Origin of the sequence: Streptomyces sp. NPDC017246 (genome assembly GCF_044331325.1) — a bacterium.
Lineage (GTDB): Bacteria > Actinomycetota > Actinomycetes > Streptomycetales > Streptomycetaceae > Streptomyces.
The window spans coordinates 80,965-94,973 of record NZ_JBIRMW010000019.1; the positions used below are offsets into that span (position 1 = coordinate 80,965).

11 protein-coding genes are annotated in these 14,009 nt (G+C 72.1%); 9 read left to right on the top strand and 2 right to left on the bottom strand.

Annotated features, from left to right (window positions below):
- Positions 1-52: 52 nt before the first annotated feature.
- Both ACH4MY_RS33040 and ACH4MY_RS33045 read left to right on the top strand, forming a co-directional pair.
- On the top strand, positions 53-1,321 hold the full coding sequence (locus ACH4MY_RS33040; RefSeq protein WP_398007777.1) for an alanine racemase: 1,269 nt from the start codon (positions 53-55) through the stop codon (positions 1,319-1,321).
- Positions 1,322-1,358: 37 nt separating this feature from the next.
- On the top strand, positions 1,359-2,936 hold the full coding sequence (locus ACH4MY_RS33045) for an amidohydrolase family protein (protein ID WP_398007779.1): 1,578 nt from the start codon (positions 1,359-1,361) through the stop codon (positions 2,934-2,936).
- Here the strand turns inward: ACH4MY_RS33045 and mptB are convergent.
- Positions 2,904-4,358, bottom strand: a complete 1,455-nt coding sequence (gene mptB, locus ACH4MY_RS33050) for a polyprenol phosphomannose-dependent alpha 1,6 mannosyltransferase MptB (RefSeq protein ID WP_398007781.1) — start codon at positions 4,356-4,358, stop codon at positions 2,904-2,906. The two genes, ACH4MY_RS33045 and mptB, sit on opposite strands and share 33 nt — an antisense overlap.
- Before the next feature lie 155 nt (positions 4,359-4,513).
- Here mptB and ACH4MY_RS33055 point away from each other — a divergent pair, with 155 nt between their 5' ends.
- From ACH4MY_RS33055 to ACH4MY_RS33085, 7 genes are all read left to right on the top strand, one after another.
- Positions 4,514-5,725, top strand: a complete 1,212-nt coding sequence (locus ACH4MY_RS33055) for a pyridoxal phosphate-dependent aminotransferase (RefSeq protein ID WP_189510048.1) — start codon at positions 4,514-4,516, stop codon at positions 5,723-5,725.
- Between the two features lie 78 nt (positions 5,726-5,803).
- Positions 5,804-6,205: a hypothetical protein gene (locus ACH4MY_RS33060; RefSeq protein WP_398007783.1), complete on the top strand. Its 402-nt coding sequence runs from the start codon at positions 5,804-5,806 to the stop codon at positions 6,203-6,205.
- 187 nt (positions 6,206-6,392) lie between these two features.
- Positions 6,393-7,529 (top strand): hypothetical protein, encoded by a 1,137-nt coding sequence (locus ACH4MY_RS33065; protein ID WP_398007785.1) that lies wholly within the window; start codon positions 6,393-6,395, stop codon positions 7,527-7,529.
- A 56-nt stretch (positions 7,530-7,585) separates the two neighbouring features.
- Positions 7,586-8,776: a toxic anion resistance protein gene (locus tag ACH4MY_RS33070; RefSeq protein ID WP_398007786.1), complete on the top strand. Its 1,191-nt coding sequence runs from the start codon at positions 7,586-7,588 to the stop codon at positions 8,774-8,776.
- Positions 8,773-10,371, top strand: coding sequence for a substrate-binding domain-containing protein (locus ACH4MY_RS33075; RefSeq protein ID WP_398007788.1), 1,599 nt, complete (start codon positions 8,773-8,775; stop codon positions 10,369-10,371). The genes ACH4MY_RS33070 and ACH4MY_RS33075 overlap by 4 nt, the downstream gene beginning before the upstream one ends.
- On the top strand, positions 10,358-10,948 hold the full coding sequence (locus tag ACH4MY_RS33080) for a hypothetical protein (RefSeq protein WP_398007790.1): 591 nt from the start codon (positions 10,358-10,360) through the stop codon (positions 10,946-10,948). Before ACH4MY_RS33075 ends, ACH4MY_RS33080 begins: the two co-directional genes overlap by 14 nt.
- Positions 10,949-10,982: 34 nt before the next feature.
- Positions 10,983-11,894 carry a poly-gamma-glutamate hydrolase family protein gene (locus tag ACH4MY_RS33085; protein ID WP_398007792.1) on the top strand — a complete coding sequence of 304 codons (912 nt, stop codon included), beginning with the start codon at positions 10,983-10,985 and terminating at the stop codon, positions 11,892-11,894.
- Positions 11,895-12,021: 127 nt separating this feature from the next.
- On the opposite strand, the gene ACH4MY_RS33090 is transcribed toward ACH4MY_RS33085, so the two are convergent.
- Positions 12,022-13,845, bottom strand: a complete 1,824-nt coding sequence (locus ACH4MY_RS33090) for a phosphoenolpyruvate carboxykinase (GTP) (RefSeq protein ID WP_398007794.1) — start codon at positions 13,843-13,845, stop codon at positions 12,022-12,024.
- Positions 13,846-14,009: the final 164 nt, after the last annotated feature.

Consider the following 14,009-nt stretch of genomic DNA (forward strand, 5'->3'; position numbering starts at 1 on the left):
GACATACGCAATGGCTGTTGCATCCTACGCAACGCTTCGATGAGGAGGCCCCATGCCCGACCTGGCGAACGAGCGCGTCGACCACCGCTTCAAGGCCCTGCCCCCGGACGCCGAGGGCCTGACCGTCGGCGAGCTCTCCGCCCAGCGGCGCAACCTCTTCACCGGCGGTTTCACCACCCCCGTCCTCGCCCTCTCCGCCGAGTCCGTCGAGCACAACCTGCGCCTCCTGGAGACGTACGCCGAGCGCCACGGCCTCGCCTTCGCCCCGCACGGCAAGACCTCGATGGCCCCCCAGCTCTTCGACCGGCAGCTGGAGCACGGCGCCTGGGGCATCACCGCCGCCGTGCCGCACCAGGCCCGCGTCTACCGGGCCCACGGCATCGCCCGGATCTTCCTGGCCAACGAGCTCGTCGACGCCGTCGCCCTGCGCTGGCTCGCCGCCGAACTCGACGCCGACCCCGGCTTCCGCTTCGTCTGCTACGTCGACTCGGTCCGCGGCGTAGAGCTCATGGACGAGGCGCTGCGCGCCGCCGGAGCCTCCCGCCGCGTGGACGTCGTCGTCGAGCTGGGCGCCGGCGAGGGGGCCCGTACCGGAGTCCGCACGGAGACCGAGTGCGCGGCCGTCGCCGACGCGGTCGCCGCCACGGCCACGCTCCGGCTCGTCGGCGTCGCCGGATACGAGGGCGAGGTGCCGCGGGCGGACAGCGAGCGGGTACGCGCCTGGCTGCACCGGCTCACGGCGCTCGCGGCCGAGTGGGACAAGGCCGGCCGGTTCGCGGACGCGGGCACGGACGAGATCATCGTGAGCGCGGGCGGCAGCGCCTGGTTCGACACGGTCGCCGAGGTCTTCGCCGAGCTTCCCGTCTTCTCCCTGCCCGTGCTGAAGCTGCTGCGCTCCGGCGCGTACGTCTCCCACGACTCCGGCCACTACCGGACGCTGACCCCCTTCAACCGGGTCCCCGAGGAGGGCGCCCTGGAGCCGGCCTTCCGGCTCTGGTCGCAGGTCGTCTCCCGCCCCACCGCCGAGCAGGCCTTCACCAACGCGGGCAAGCGCGACGCCGCCCACGACCTGCACCTGCCCGAGGCCCAGGTGGTCCGCGACGGCCGCACCGGTGAGGTCCGCGCCGCCGAGGGCATCACCGTCACGGGTCTCTCCGACCAGCACGCCTGGGTCCGCACCGAGGAGGGCGCGGACCTGGAGGTCGGCGACTGGCTCGGCATGGGCCTGTCCCACCCGTGCACGTCCTTCGACAAGTGGCAGCTGATCCCGCTCGTCGAGGCCGACGGCACGGTGGTCGACTACATCCGCACCTTCTTCTGAGCCCTCCCGGACTCACGAGGCTTCTCAAGGAGCTCGCATGGATCTCGTCTTCCGCGACGCGGAGGTCGTCGACGGCACCGGCGCCCCCTCCTACCGCGCCGACGTGGCGATCGACGGCGGCCGGATCGCCGCGATCGTCCAGGAGGGCGCGGCGGCCGGCTGCCAGCGCCCCACCGCCCGCCGTGTCGTGGACGCCGAGGGCCTCGTCCTCGCCCCCGGCTTCATCGACATGCACGCCCACAGTGACCTCGCGCTGCTCCGCGACCCGGACCACAGCGCGAAGGCCGCGCAGGGCGTGACGCTGGAGGTCCTGGGCCAGGACGGTCTTTCGTACGCCCCGGTCGACGACCGCACGCTCGCGGAGGTGCGGAGGGCGATCACCGGCTGGAACGGGTACGGCGACGACATCGACTTCGACTGGCGCACGGTCGGCGAGTACCTGGACCGGCTGGACCGGGGCATCGCCGTCAACGCCGCGTACCTCGTCCCCCAGGGCACCGTCCGGATGTACGCGGTCGGCTGGGAGGACCGCCCCGCGTCCGAGCACGAGCTGAACCGGATGCGGCGCCTCGTCGCCGAGGGCCTGCGGCAGGGCGCGGTCGGCATGTCCTCCGGCCTCACCTACACCCCCGGGATGTACGCGCCGGACGCCGAGCTCACCGAGCTGTGCCGCGTGGTGGCGGAGTACGGCGGCTACTACTGCCCGCACCACCGCTCGTACGGGGCCGGGGCGCTCACGGCGTACGAGGAGATGGTCACGCTCACCCGGGAGGCGGGCTGCGCCCTCCACCTGGCTCACGCCACCATGAACTTCGGTGTGAACAAGGGCAGGGCGCCGGACCTCCTCGCCCTCCTCGACGAGGCCCTCGACGCGGGCGCCGACATCAGCCTCGACACCTACCCGTACACACCCGGCTGCACGACCCTGGTCGCCGTACTGCCGAGCTGGGTGAGCGAAGGCGGCCCGGAGGCGGTCCTCGCGCGCCTGCGGGACGACGCCACGGCGGAACGCATCCGCCACCACCTCGAAGTCCTCGGCTCGGACGGCTGCCACGGGGTACCGGTCGAGTGGGACACCATCGAGATCTCGGGGGTGTCGAACCCGGCGCTCGCGGACCAGGTGGGCCGCCGCGTGGACGGCTGGCGGACGGCCCGCCGGCTCCTCCTGGAGGACGGGCTGGGCACGACGATCCTCCAGCACGTGGGCCACGAGGAGAACGTCCGGGCGATCATGCGGCACCGGGTGCACACGGGCGGCTCGGACGGCATCCTCCAGGGCCTGAAGCCGCACCCGCGCGCGTACGGCACGTTTCCGCAGTACCTCGGCCGGTACGTACGCGAGCTCGGCGTCCTCTCCCTGGAGGAGTGCGTCGCCCATCTGACCTCCCGCCCGGCGGACCGCCTCCGCCTCACGGACCGCGGCCGCGTCCGCGAGGGCCACCGGGCGGACCTGGTCCTCTTCGACCCGCTGACCGTGGGGGCGGGATCCACCTACGACGCCCCGAGAACGCTCCCGACGGGCATCCCGCACGTCCTGGTCAACGGCGAGTTCGTCATCGAGGACGGCAGGAGGACGACCGCCCTAGCCGGCAGATCGGTCCGCCGCACCCACTGAGGGGCCGGCGCCCCGAGCGGCGCCGGCCCGCTCCGGGACCCCGGGCCAGGGGTCCCGCCGCATCCACCAGAGCCCCAGTCCCACCACGGCCCCGGCCACCACGAACCCGTACCAGGGCGTCCGCCCCGACAACGCCGTCTCGTACCCCAGCGCGGCCGACAGCACGGCCAGCACCTGTCCCGCGCGGCTCCGCCACGCCACCGCGGCGACGACGACCGTCCCCCACAGCAGGTACCAGGGCTGGACCATCGGCGAGAGCGCGACGAGAGCCACCAGCGAGAGCCCCAGTCCGAGCACCGGGTCGAGAGCCCCGCGCCAGGACCGCCACGCCAGCGCCAGGATGATCGCCACGGCGACGAGCAGCCCGAGCTTCTGGACGACGCTCTTCACGGGATCGGGATCGTCCCCGAACAGCAGCCCGAGCCCGAGTCCGAGATCACTGCTCACGGACAGTGCCGTGTGGATCGTCCCCGCGACGCTCTGCGTCTTCACCCATCCGAACCCGGTCCCGGCCAGCACCGTCGCCCCCGCGGCGACCGCTCCCGCGACCGCCCCGGGCAGGACGAGCCCCTTGGCGAGCCCCCGCACGCCCCCGTCGCGCCGGGCGATCATCACCCCGATGAACAGCAGGGCGACCGCCGCCGGCGACTTGACCATCATCGCCAGACCGACGAGGACGCAGCCGAGCACCCACCGCCCGCGCACGGCGAGCAGCACGCCCGCCAGCATGAGCCCGATCATCAGGCCGTCGTTGTGCATGCCGCCGACGACATGGATGAGCAGCAGCGGGTTGAGCGCGGCGAGCCACAGGGCCCCGTCGGATCCCCCGGGGCCGCCCCCGAGTCCCCGGACGGCCCAGACGATCAGCGCGAGCGCGCCGACCGCGAGCAGCCGCATGCCGAGCACCGCGGGAACGATCTCGCCGCCGGTCAGCTTCACGACCAGCTGGGCGAGGACCAGGAAGACGGGCCCGTACGGCGCGGGGGTGTCGGTCCAGTGGCCGCCGACGCTCGCGGCCGCGTCCGCGCCGAGGTCGCCGGGTCCGAGGACGGAGGGCCCGCCGCCGTACACGTCGTGTCCTTCGAGGACCATGGCGCCCTGCGCGATGTAGCTGTAGACGTCCGCGCTGTAGAGGGGCGGGGCGAGGAGCAGCGGCGCGGCCCAGCGGGCGAGGGTGCCGAGCACCCCGTCGCGTACGCCCCGGGCGAGGAGGACGCCGTAGCGCCACCAGGCGGCGACGAGCAGGGTCAGGCCGAGGTACGCGAGGAGGGCACCGGCCAGGGTGAGCGCGGAGCCGCGCGGCTCCCACAGCCCCCAGCCGCCGCGTACGGGAAGCGTCCCTGCGGCCCACCCGCCCACGGCGACGGCGAGCGACCCGGCCGTGCCGAGCCACCGGCATCCGGAAGCACTGAGAACCCACATGACGGGCCAACCTATCCCGCCGGCCCCGGCGCCCCTATTCCACGGCCCTCCGACCGCCCCCACCAGCGGCGGACCACCGCCGCCGCGCCCTCGCCCCTGTCCGACGTGTCCCAAAACACGAGGCGTCCCGGCCGCACCGGCCGTAAGCTCTCGTCATGCAGGTGATCCAGTCCACGAAGCTCGCCAACGTCTGTTACGAAATCCGGGGTCCGGTGCTCGAAGAGGCGATGCGGCTTGAGGCTGCGGGTCATCGCATCCTCAAGCTCAACACGGGCAACCCGGCCGCCTTCGGCTTCGAGTGCCCGCCCGCCATCCTCGAGGACGTGCTGCGCAACCTCTCCGAGGCGCACGGCTACGGCGACGCGAAGGGGCTGCTCTCGGCCCGCCGCGCGGTGATGAGTCACTACGAGACCAAGGGCATTCCGCTCTCCGTCGAGGACATCTACCTCGGCAACGGCGTCTCCGAGCTGATCCAGATGTCGATGCAGGCGCTGCTCGACGACGGCGACGAGGTCCTCGTCCCGGCCCCCGACTACCCGCTGTGGACGGCGTCCGTGTCGCTCGCGGGCGGTACGGCCGTGCACTACCGCTGTGACGAGCAGGCGGACTGGATGCCGGACCTCGCCGACATCGAGCGGAAGATCACGGACCGCACCAAGGCGATCGTGATCATCAACCCGAACAATCCGACGGGTGCCGTCTACGACGACGAGATGCTGCGGTCGCTGACGGAGATCGCCCGGCGCCACGACCTGGTGGTCTGCTCGGACGAGATCTACGACAAGATCCTCTACGACGGTACGACGCACACGCCGACCGCAGCGATCGCCCCGGACCTCCTCTGCCTCACCTTCAACGGGATGAGCAAGAACTACCGGGTGGCCGGTTTCCGCTCGGGCTGGCTCGCGGTCTGCGGCCCGAAGCACCACGCGAGCTCGTACATCGAGGGCCTCACGATCCTCGCCAATATGCGCCTCTGCGCGAACATGCCGGCGCAGCACGCGGTGGCCGCCGCGCTCCAGGGCCGGCAGTCGATCGAGGACCTGGTGCTGCCGGGCGGGCGGCTGCTGGAGCAGCGGGACACGGCGTACGAGCTGCTGACGCAGATCCCGGGCGTGACGTGTGTGAAGCCGAAGGGCGCGCTGTACCTGTTCCCGCGTCTCGACCCGAACGTCTACAAGATCAAGGACGACCGGCAGATGGTCCTGGACCTGCTGCGGGCCGAGAAGATCATGGTGGTGCACGGGACGGGCTTCAACTGGCACGAGCCCGATCACTTCCGGATCGTCACGCTGCCGGCGGCGGCGGACCTGGCGGACGCGGTGACCCGGATCGGCCGATTCCTGGACGGCTACAGCCAGCCCTGACGAAGCCCTGCCGGACTCCACTCAACTTTAGACTGAATCTAAGCTAGGATGGCTCCAGAGCACTCAGGAGGCCGTCCCATGTACGAACCGATCCGCACCAAGTCGGTCCACCGGATGGCCGACGACGCCCACGACGCGTATCCGCACCGCTCCCGCGAGGAGGAGCTGGACATCCAGCTCGCCGGACACCTCTCCGCCCTCCTCGCCGTCACCGACGAGCTCGGCGACACCGAGGCCGGCGATCTGATCGCCCGGCAGGTGGCACGGCTGCGCGGCGCACCGCCCGCGCGCCACGCGGGTCTGCGCGGCTCGTCCGCGCAGGACCTGCACCGCAGGGCCCACGCCCTCGCGGGCCGCGCCCTGGTCGTCGCCGCCTCCCGGGCCGACACGGCCGCCGCGATCCTCGCCGCCGGGCGCATGGACGCGCACACCGCGGCGCTCGCCGGAGGACCCACTCTGGCCGCATCCGGCACCCCCTGACGGCCCCGGTCCGCGCGTCACGAACCGCGCGGACCGGGCGCCACCCACCCGGAGCCACCCACCGGGCCCCACCCGCCCGGGCCCACTCCCCGGCCCCTCCCGGAACTCCCCCGATACGGCACCCCACGCTCCGGTTCGGTACCGGGATCGCCCCTTCACCCCCCGTACACCCGACTCCCCCTGGAATGTGGGTTTCCGCGAGCACGCTGCCCGCGTGAGACGCATCCTGGGAATCGTCCTGGCCGTCCTTCTCCTCGGCGGCGTGGCCGCCGTCCTCGTGACGGACGGCGACAAGGACACGGGCACGGCAACGAAGACCGTGCGAGGAGTCATCGGGTCGGAGAAGGCGGAGTTCTTCGCCGACCCCCACGTGGTGAAGGCCCTGGCCGCCAAGGGCTTCACCGTACGCACCGAGACCTCCGGGTCCTGGGACATGGAGGAACTGCCCCTCGACGGGTACGACTTCGCCTTCCCCTCCTCCAAGGCGCCGGCCGACGGACTGCGCGCCAAGGCCCGCGGCCGGACCGGGGGCACAGCGCCGGCCAACCCGCTGCGGCCCTTCTACTCGCCGCTCGTCGTCGTCGCGCACAGCGCCGCCGCCCAAGTCCTCGCCGGGAACGGCCTGGCGACCCTCGGCGCGCGCGGCACCAGCGGCACCCTGAGGATGGGCGCCTATCTCGCGGCGGCCCGCGCCGACCGGACCTGGCAGCAGCTCAAGGGCTCCGCCGGGCACGCCGAGCTGAGCGGCACCCTCTTCATCACCTCCACCGATCCGGTCGCCTCCAGCTCCGGCGCCCTCTATCTCGCCGCCGCGAGCTATGTCGCCGACGGCGGACGGGTCGCGGGCGACAGGGCGGCCGTCACCCGCACGGCCCCGCTCCTGCGCAAGCTCGTCCAGGTGCAGGGCGCCCAGCAGTCCGGTTCGGACGCCCCCTTCCGGGACTTCATCAGCGGCGTCGGCAACCCCCTCGTCCTCGTGTACGAGTCCCAGGTCGCCGCCCAGCTCCTGGCCGGCCGGCCGATGGGCGACCTCGTCGTCCTCTACCCGGACACCACGGTCAACAGCGACCACACCCTCGTACCCCTCACCGAGAACGGCCGGGAACTCGGCGAACTCCTCTCCACCGACCCCGAGCTGCGCGGACTCGCGGTCCGCCACGGCTTCCGGCCGCAGGGCGCGGCGAGCGAGTTCACCACCGCGACCGCAGGCCACACCGAATACCTCAACCAGACGCTGACCGGAGTCCGCCAGGCACCCGTGCCCACCGGCAAGGTGCTGCACGAGATGGCCCTGCGGGCCCGCGACCAGGGGGACACCGCATGACCACGCCCGCCGATCCGAGAAGAACCGATCAGAGAAGAACCGATCCGAGAAGGACGATGGCCCTGACACCTCCCGAGCACGACACCCCGCTCGTCCTCACCCCGCCCGAGCCCGTTCCGACGGTCCGCGCGGAGCAGGCCTCCGGCCTGGTGCCGATGGACGAGTCGACCCGTGCGGAGATGTCCCGCCGGGCCGTCGAGTACGTCGGCTCGCTGTCCGGACTCGACCCGCGCTCCCCCGAGTTCGCCGGCCGCATCGATGAGATCGCGGCGCTCGGCGCGGGCGAGATGCGCTCCGCCGCCCAGCAGTCGAACCGCATGCTCGACCGTACGGTCCGCTCGCTCGGCTCCGGCGCCTCCGGCGGCGACGCCCAGGCCCGGGTCGGCTCCTCCCTCGTCGAACTCCGGCGCACGGTCGAGGACCTGGACCCCCGGGACACCCCCGGCAGGGGCCTCAAGGGGCTCCTCTCGAAGCTCCCCGGCGGCAACAGACTGCGCGACCACGTCGCCCGGTACGCCTCCTCACAGGCCACCCTGAACCGGATCGTCGGCTCCCTGCGCGGCGGCCAGGACGAACTGCGCCGCGACAACGCCGCGCTGCGGACCGAGCGGGGCCGACTGTGGGAGACCATGGGCAAGCTCCAGGAGTACGCGGTGCTCACCGACGCCCTCGACGCGGCCGTGGAGGAACGCGTCGCCGCCACCGCCGACCCGGCCCAGGCGGACGCGCTCCGCGCCGACGTCCTCTTCCCGGTCCGGCAGAAGCACCAGGACCTGCTGACCCAACTCGCCGTCTGCGCCCAGGGATACCTGGCGATGGACGTGGTCCGCCGGAACAACGACGAACTGATCAAGGGCGTGGACCGGGCGGCGACGACGACCCTGTCGGCGCTGCGGATCGCGGTGATGCTGGCCTCGGCCCTGGAGAACCAGCGGAAGGTCACCGAGCAGGTGGACGTGCTGCGCTCGACGACCGAGGACCTGATCCGCGGCAACGCCGAGATGCTCTCCACCCAGGCCGGCGAGATCCAGCGGATCGCGGCGGACCCGGCGGTGGGCGCGGAGACGCTCCGTACGGCGTTCCAGCAGATCTACCGGACGCTCGACGCCATCGACACGTACAAGGTGCGGGCGACGGAGTCGATGGCGGCGACGGTCGAGACCCTCACCGCCGAACTCCAGGAGGCCAGTGCCCGTCTGGAGCGCAGTCGGCGCACCGGCGCGCCGGAGGGTGGCGGCCCCGCATGACGACCCGCGACCCCGGCACGACCCGCACCCGCACCCGTCCCCTGGCCCGGATCATCACCGGAATCGCCCTCGCACTTCTCGTCACGGCCTGCACGGGCGGAGGCGGCGGCGACCGCCCCGACGCACAGGGCCCGGACGTCGCCCCCGGCACCCTCCGGGTGCTCGCCTCCTCCGAGCTGGCCGACATGGCACCCGTCCTCGAAGAGGCCCGCAAGGCGACCGGTGTCACCGTCAGGCCCACCTACGCCGGCACCCTCGACGCCGTCGAGCGCATCGCGTCCGGCGCGGCGGAGAAGGAGTACGACGCGGTCTGGCTCTCCTCCAACGACTATCTGCGGCTCCGCCCGGACACCGCCCGCCGGATCACCGGCGAGACGCCGATCATGACCTCGCCGGTGGCCCTCGGCGTACGGCCCGCCGCCGTCGCCCGGCTCGGCTGGGACCCGGCGAAGGTCACCTGGTCGCAGCTTCACCAGGCGGTCGCCGCCGGAAAGCTGACGTACGGCATGACCGACCCGGTGCGCTCCAACTCCGGCTTCTCCGCGCTCGTCTCGGTCGCCTCCGGTCTCTCCGGCGCCCAGGCCGCGCTCACCGACGCGGACGTCACCAGGGCCACCCCGCGGCTCAAGGAGTTCTTCGCGGGCCAGAAGCTCACCTCGGGCTCCTCCGGCTGGCTCGCCTCCGCCTCCGCCCGCCGCACCGACATCGACGCCCTCGTCAACTACGAGTCGGTCCTGCTGTCCGACCCCGCGAAGCTGACCGTGATCCGGCCGTCCGACGGTGTCGTGACCGCCGACTACCCGCTCACCCTGCTCACCTCCGCCCGTCCCGGGGCGAAGGCGGCGGCCGGCCGGCTCACCACCTATCTGCGCACCCCGGATGCCCAGCGGCGGATCACCGAGACGACCCTGCGCCGCCCCGTGGTCCCCGGGGTCCGTCCGGCCTCCGCGCTCGCCCGGGACCCGCGGCGCGAACTGCCCTTCCCCGGCAGCCGGAAGGTCGCGGACGGGCTGCTCGACGCCTACGACAACACCCTGCGCAGGCCCTCGCGCACGGTCTACGTGCTCGACACCTCCGGCTCCATGAACGGCGAGCGGCTCGAACGGCTCAAGGCGGCGCTCGCCGAGCTGACCGGCGACTTCCGGGACCGGGAGGAGGTCACCCTGATGCCCTTCGGCTCGACGGTGAAGCAGGGCGAGGTCCGTACGCACACGGTCGACCCGGCCTCGCCGAAGGCCGCGCTCGACGCCATCAGGTCCGACGCCCGCGGCCTCACGGCCTCCGGTGGCACCGCGATCTACTCCAGCGTCCGGGAGGCGTACGGCTTCCTGGGCAGGACCCCCGCCGACACCTTCACCTCGGTCGTCCTCATGACGGACGGCGAGAACACCGACGGCGACCCGGCCGCCGCCTTCGACGCCTTCTACCGTTCCCTCCCGGCCGAGCAGCGGCGCACCCCGGTCTTCCCGATCCTCTTCGGGGACTCCGACCGCGACGAGCTCGGTCACCTCGCCGACCTGACGGGCGGGAAGCTCTTCGACGCCACCCACGGGTCGCTGGACGGCGCCTTCGAGGAGATCCGTGGCTACCAGTGACCGCCTCCTGCGGTACGCCGAGTCCCGCAAGAACCTGACGGGCTGTGCCTGCGGCCTGGCCGGTCTGGTGCTCGCCCTCACCGGTGCGGCGGGCCCGCTGTGGCCGGTCGTGGTCGCCGCCCTGTACGGGGCGGGGGCGCTGATCGCACCGCCCGAACGCCCCGACACTCCGGACTTCCCGAGCGCGGACGAGCAACTGGACGCACTGCGGGACGACTTCGCGACCCTGCGCGGCTATCTGGCCGAGGTGGAGCTGCCGCCCGCCGTAAGCGACCGGGTCGCCGAACTGGAGGATCTCCTGGAGGCGCTGCTCGCGCCGGGCTGGGTGAGCGACCCGGAGCAGCTCCACGTGCTGGCCCGCGCGGTCCGCCAGGACGTCCCGGAGGCCGTCGACACCTTCGTACGGACCCGGTGGTGGTCCCGTGTCACCCCGGGCGCGGAGTCGCCGGAGCGGCATCTGGAGCGCCAGCTGTCCGCGCTGCGCGACGAGGCGTCGGTGATCGCCGACGAGCTGCACGAGGCGGAGGCGCTGCGCCAGCAGACGCACACGCGCTATCTGGAGGAGCGGGGGCGCTGACCGGCGGGCCCCGAAGATCGATTATGTTCCGAACATGACATTCTCTCAGCGCCCCGCGTCCCGCCGCACCGTCCTCACGGCCCTCGCCGTGGCCGCCACCGCCGGCGCCCCGGTCCTCGGCCAGCTCGCCGCCGCCGCCCCGGCGTTCGCCGAGGACCTCGAGTACCCCTCGAACACCGCGCTGTACAAGGACCCGGCCCTGGTCGAGGGCACCTCGTACGGCCGCCGCTACAAGAGACACGAGAAGATCGACCCCGACCTGGGTGCCAAGGCCGCTTTCCCGCGCACCGCGGTCCTCGCCCTGCACGGCGGCGGCATCGAGATCGGCACGAGCGAACTCGCCCTGGGCATCGCCGGCTACAACCCGGGCGACATCACGCCGACCTCCGCCCCGATCCTGCCCACCACGCACGACTACTTCCTGTTCGAGGGCCTGCTCTCCGTGGGCAACAAGGCGCTCCACGTCACCTCGAAGAACTGCGACGACCACGTGGCGCTGTCGCTCGCCGCGAGCCACCTCAACGTGCTGTCGCTGCACGGCTGCCAGTACAGCCAGCTGGGCATGCCGGAGCCGATGATCTGGCCGCCGAGCACCGACCCCCGGCTCGCCGTCGTCGGCGGCCTCAACGCCGACTTCCGCGCGGCGCTGGTGTACGAGATCGGCAGGGCGGGCTTCCCGGTGGTCGACGCCTTCGACCCCACGTACGCCGGCCGCCTGGAGGACTTCAACGGCAGCCACGTCACCAACCCGTGCAACCTCACGATGCTCCGCAAGGGCGCCCAGATCGAGATGACGACGGAGCTGCGCCAGAGCCTCTTCGGCGATGCGAGCTCCCGCTCGAAGCGTGCGTCGACCTGGAACCAGTCGAACGGGCAGTTCGAGGCGTTCCGTGACGCCTGCCGCCGCGCGATAGCCACCGTCGAGGCCGGCCAGCCGATCCTGTAGCCGGACATGCGCCGGCCCCCGGAGCCTGAGGGGGCGCCGGGGGCCGGTTGCGTCGTGGTGAGCCGTCGTGACCCCACTGGTCAGGGCGGTATCTCGGGGCAACCCACCACGAGTCGGTGGTGCGGGATCAGCCCAGGCGCTCGACGAGCGCGTTGTACTGGTCCCACAGCTCCTTCGGCGTGTGGTCGCCGAAGGTGTTCAGGTGGTCGGGGACGAGGGCGGCTTCCTCGCGCCACACGTCACGGTCGACCTTGAGGAGGAACTCCAGGTCCTCGGCCGGCAGGTCCAGACCGTCGGTGTCGAGGGACTCCGGGGTCGGCAGGATGCCGATCGGGGTCTCGACGCCCTCGGCCTTGCCCTCCAGGCGCTCGACGATCCACTTCAGGACGCGGCTGTTCTCGCCGAAGCCGGGCCAGACGAACTTGCCGGCGTCGTTCTTGCGGAACCAGTTCACGTAGTAGATCTTCGGGAGCTTGGCGGCGTCCGCGGTCGCGCCCACCTTGACCCAGTGGGCCATGTAGTCGCCCATGTTGTACCCGCAGAACGGCAGCATGGCGAACGGGTCGCGGCGCAGCTCGCCGACCTTGCCCTCGGCGGCCGCGGTCTTCTCGGAGGCGACGTTCGCACCGAGGAAGACGCCGTGGTTCCAGTCGAAGGACTCGGTGACCAGCGGGACGGCGGAGGCGCGGCGGCCGCCGAAGAGGATCGCCGAGATCGGCACGCCCTTCGGGTCCTCCCACTCCGGCGCGATGATCGGGCACTGCCCGGCCGGCACGGTGAAGCGGGCGTTGGGGTGCGCGGCGGGCGTGTCGGACGCGGGCGTCCAGTCGTTGCCCTTCCAGTCCGTGAGGTGCGCGGGGGCCGTCTCGGTCATCCCCTCCCACCAGACGTCGCCGTCGTCCGTGAGGGCGACGTTGGTGAAGACGGAGTTGCCCCACATGGTCTTCATGGCGTTGGCGTTGGTGTGCTCGCCGGTGCCGGGCGCGACGCCGAAGAAGCCGGCCTCGGGGTTGATCGCGTACAGGCGCCCGTCCTCGCCGAAGCGCATCCAGGCGATGTCGTCACCGATGGTCTCGACGGTCCAGCCGGAGATCGTGGGCTCCAGCATGGCCAGGTTGGTCTTGCCGCAGGCCGACGGGAACGCGGCGGCGACGTACTTCGACTCGCCCTGCGGCGGGGTGAGCTTGAGGATCAGCATGTGCTCGGCGAGCCAGCCCTCGTCCCGCGCCATGACGGAGGCGATGCGGAGCGCGTAGCACTTCTTGCCGAGCAGGGCGTTGCCGCCGTAGCCGGAGCCGTACGACCAGATCTCACGGCTCTCGGGGAAGTGCGAGATGTACTTGGTGGTGTTGCAGGGCCACGGCACGTCCTCCTGGCCCTGCTCCAGCGGGGCGCCGAGGGTGTGGACGGCCTTGACGAAGAAGCCGTCGGTGCCGAGCTCGTCGAGGACGGCCTGGCCCATGCGGGTCATGGTGCGCATGGAGACGGCGACGTACGCGGAGTCGGTGATCTCGACGCCGATGGCGGAGAGCGGGGAGCCGACGGGGCCCATGCAGAAGGGCACGACGTACATGGTGCGGCCGCGCATCGAGCCGCGGAAGATGCCCTCGGAGCCCGCGAAGAGCTCCTTCATCTCGGCCGGGGCCTTCCAGTGGTTGGTCGGGCCCGCGTCCTCCTCCTTCTCGGAGCAGATGTACGTCCGGTCCTCGACGCGCGCGACGTCGGACGGGTCGGAGGCGGCGTAGTACGAGTTCGGGCGCTTGGCCTGGTCGAGCTTCGTGAACGTTCCCTTGGCGACGAGCTCCTCGCACAGGCGCTCGTACTCGGCCTCGGAGCCGTCGCACCAGACGATGTCGTCCGGCTGGGTGATCTCCGCGATCTCGTTCACCCAGGAGACGAGCTCCTGGTGCTGGGTCGGAAGGTTCTGGGGAGCCGCGTTGTCGCGCGCCACGATTGCTCCTTGTAGAGGGGTTTTTTGATGTGTGCCCCGTGGGGGCCGCGACCCGGATGCTTCGTAGCTGCTCATCCGGTGCCGACCGCACTCATTTGATCATCCGATGGATCCGCCCATATGTCCAGAGCTCCGCCCATGTGAGCATCGCCACTCACATCCGG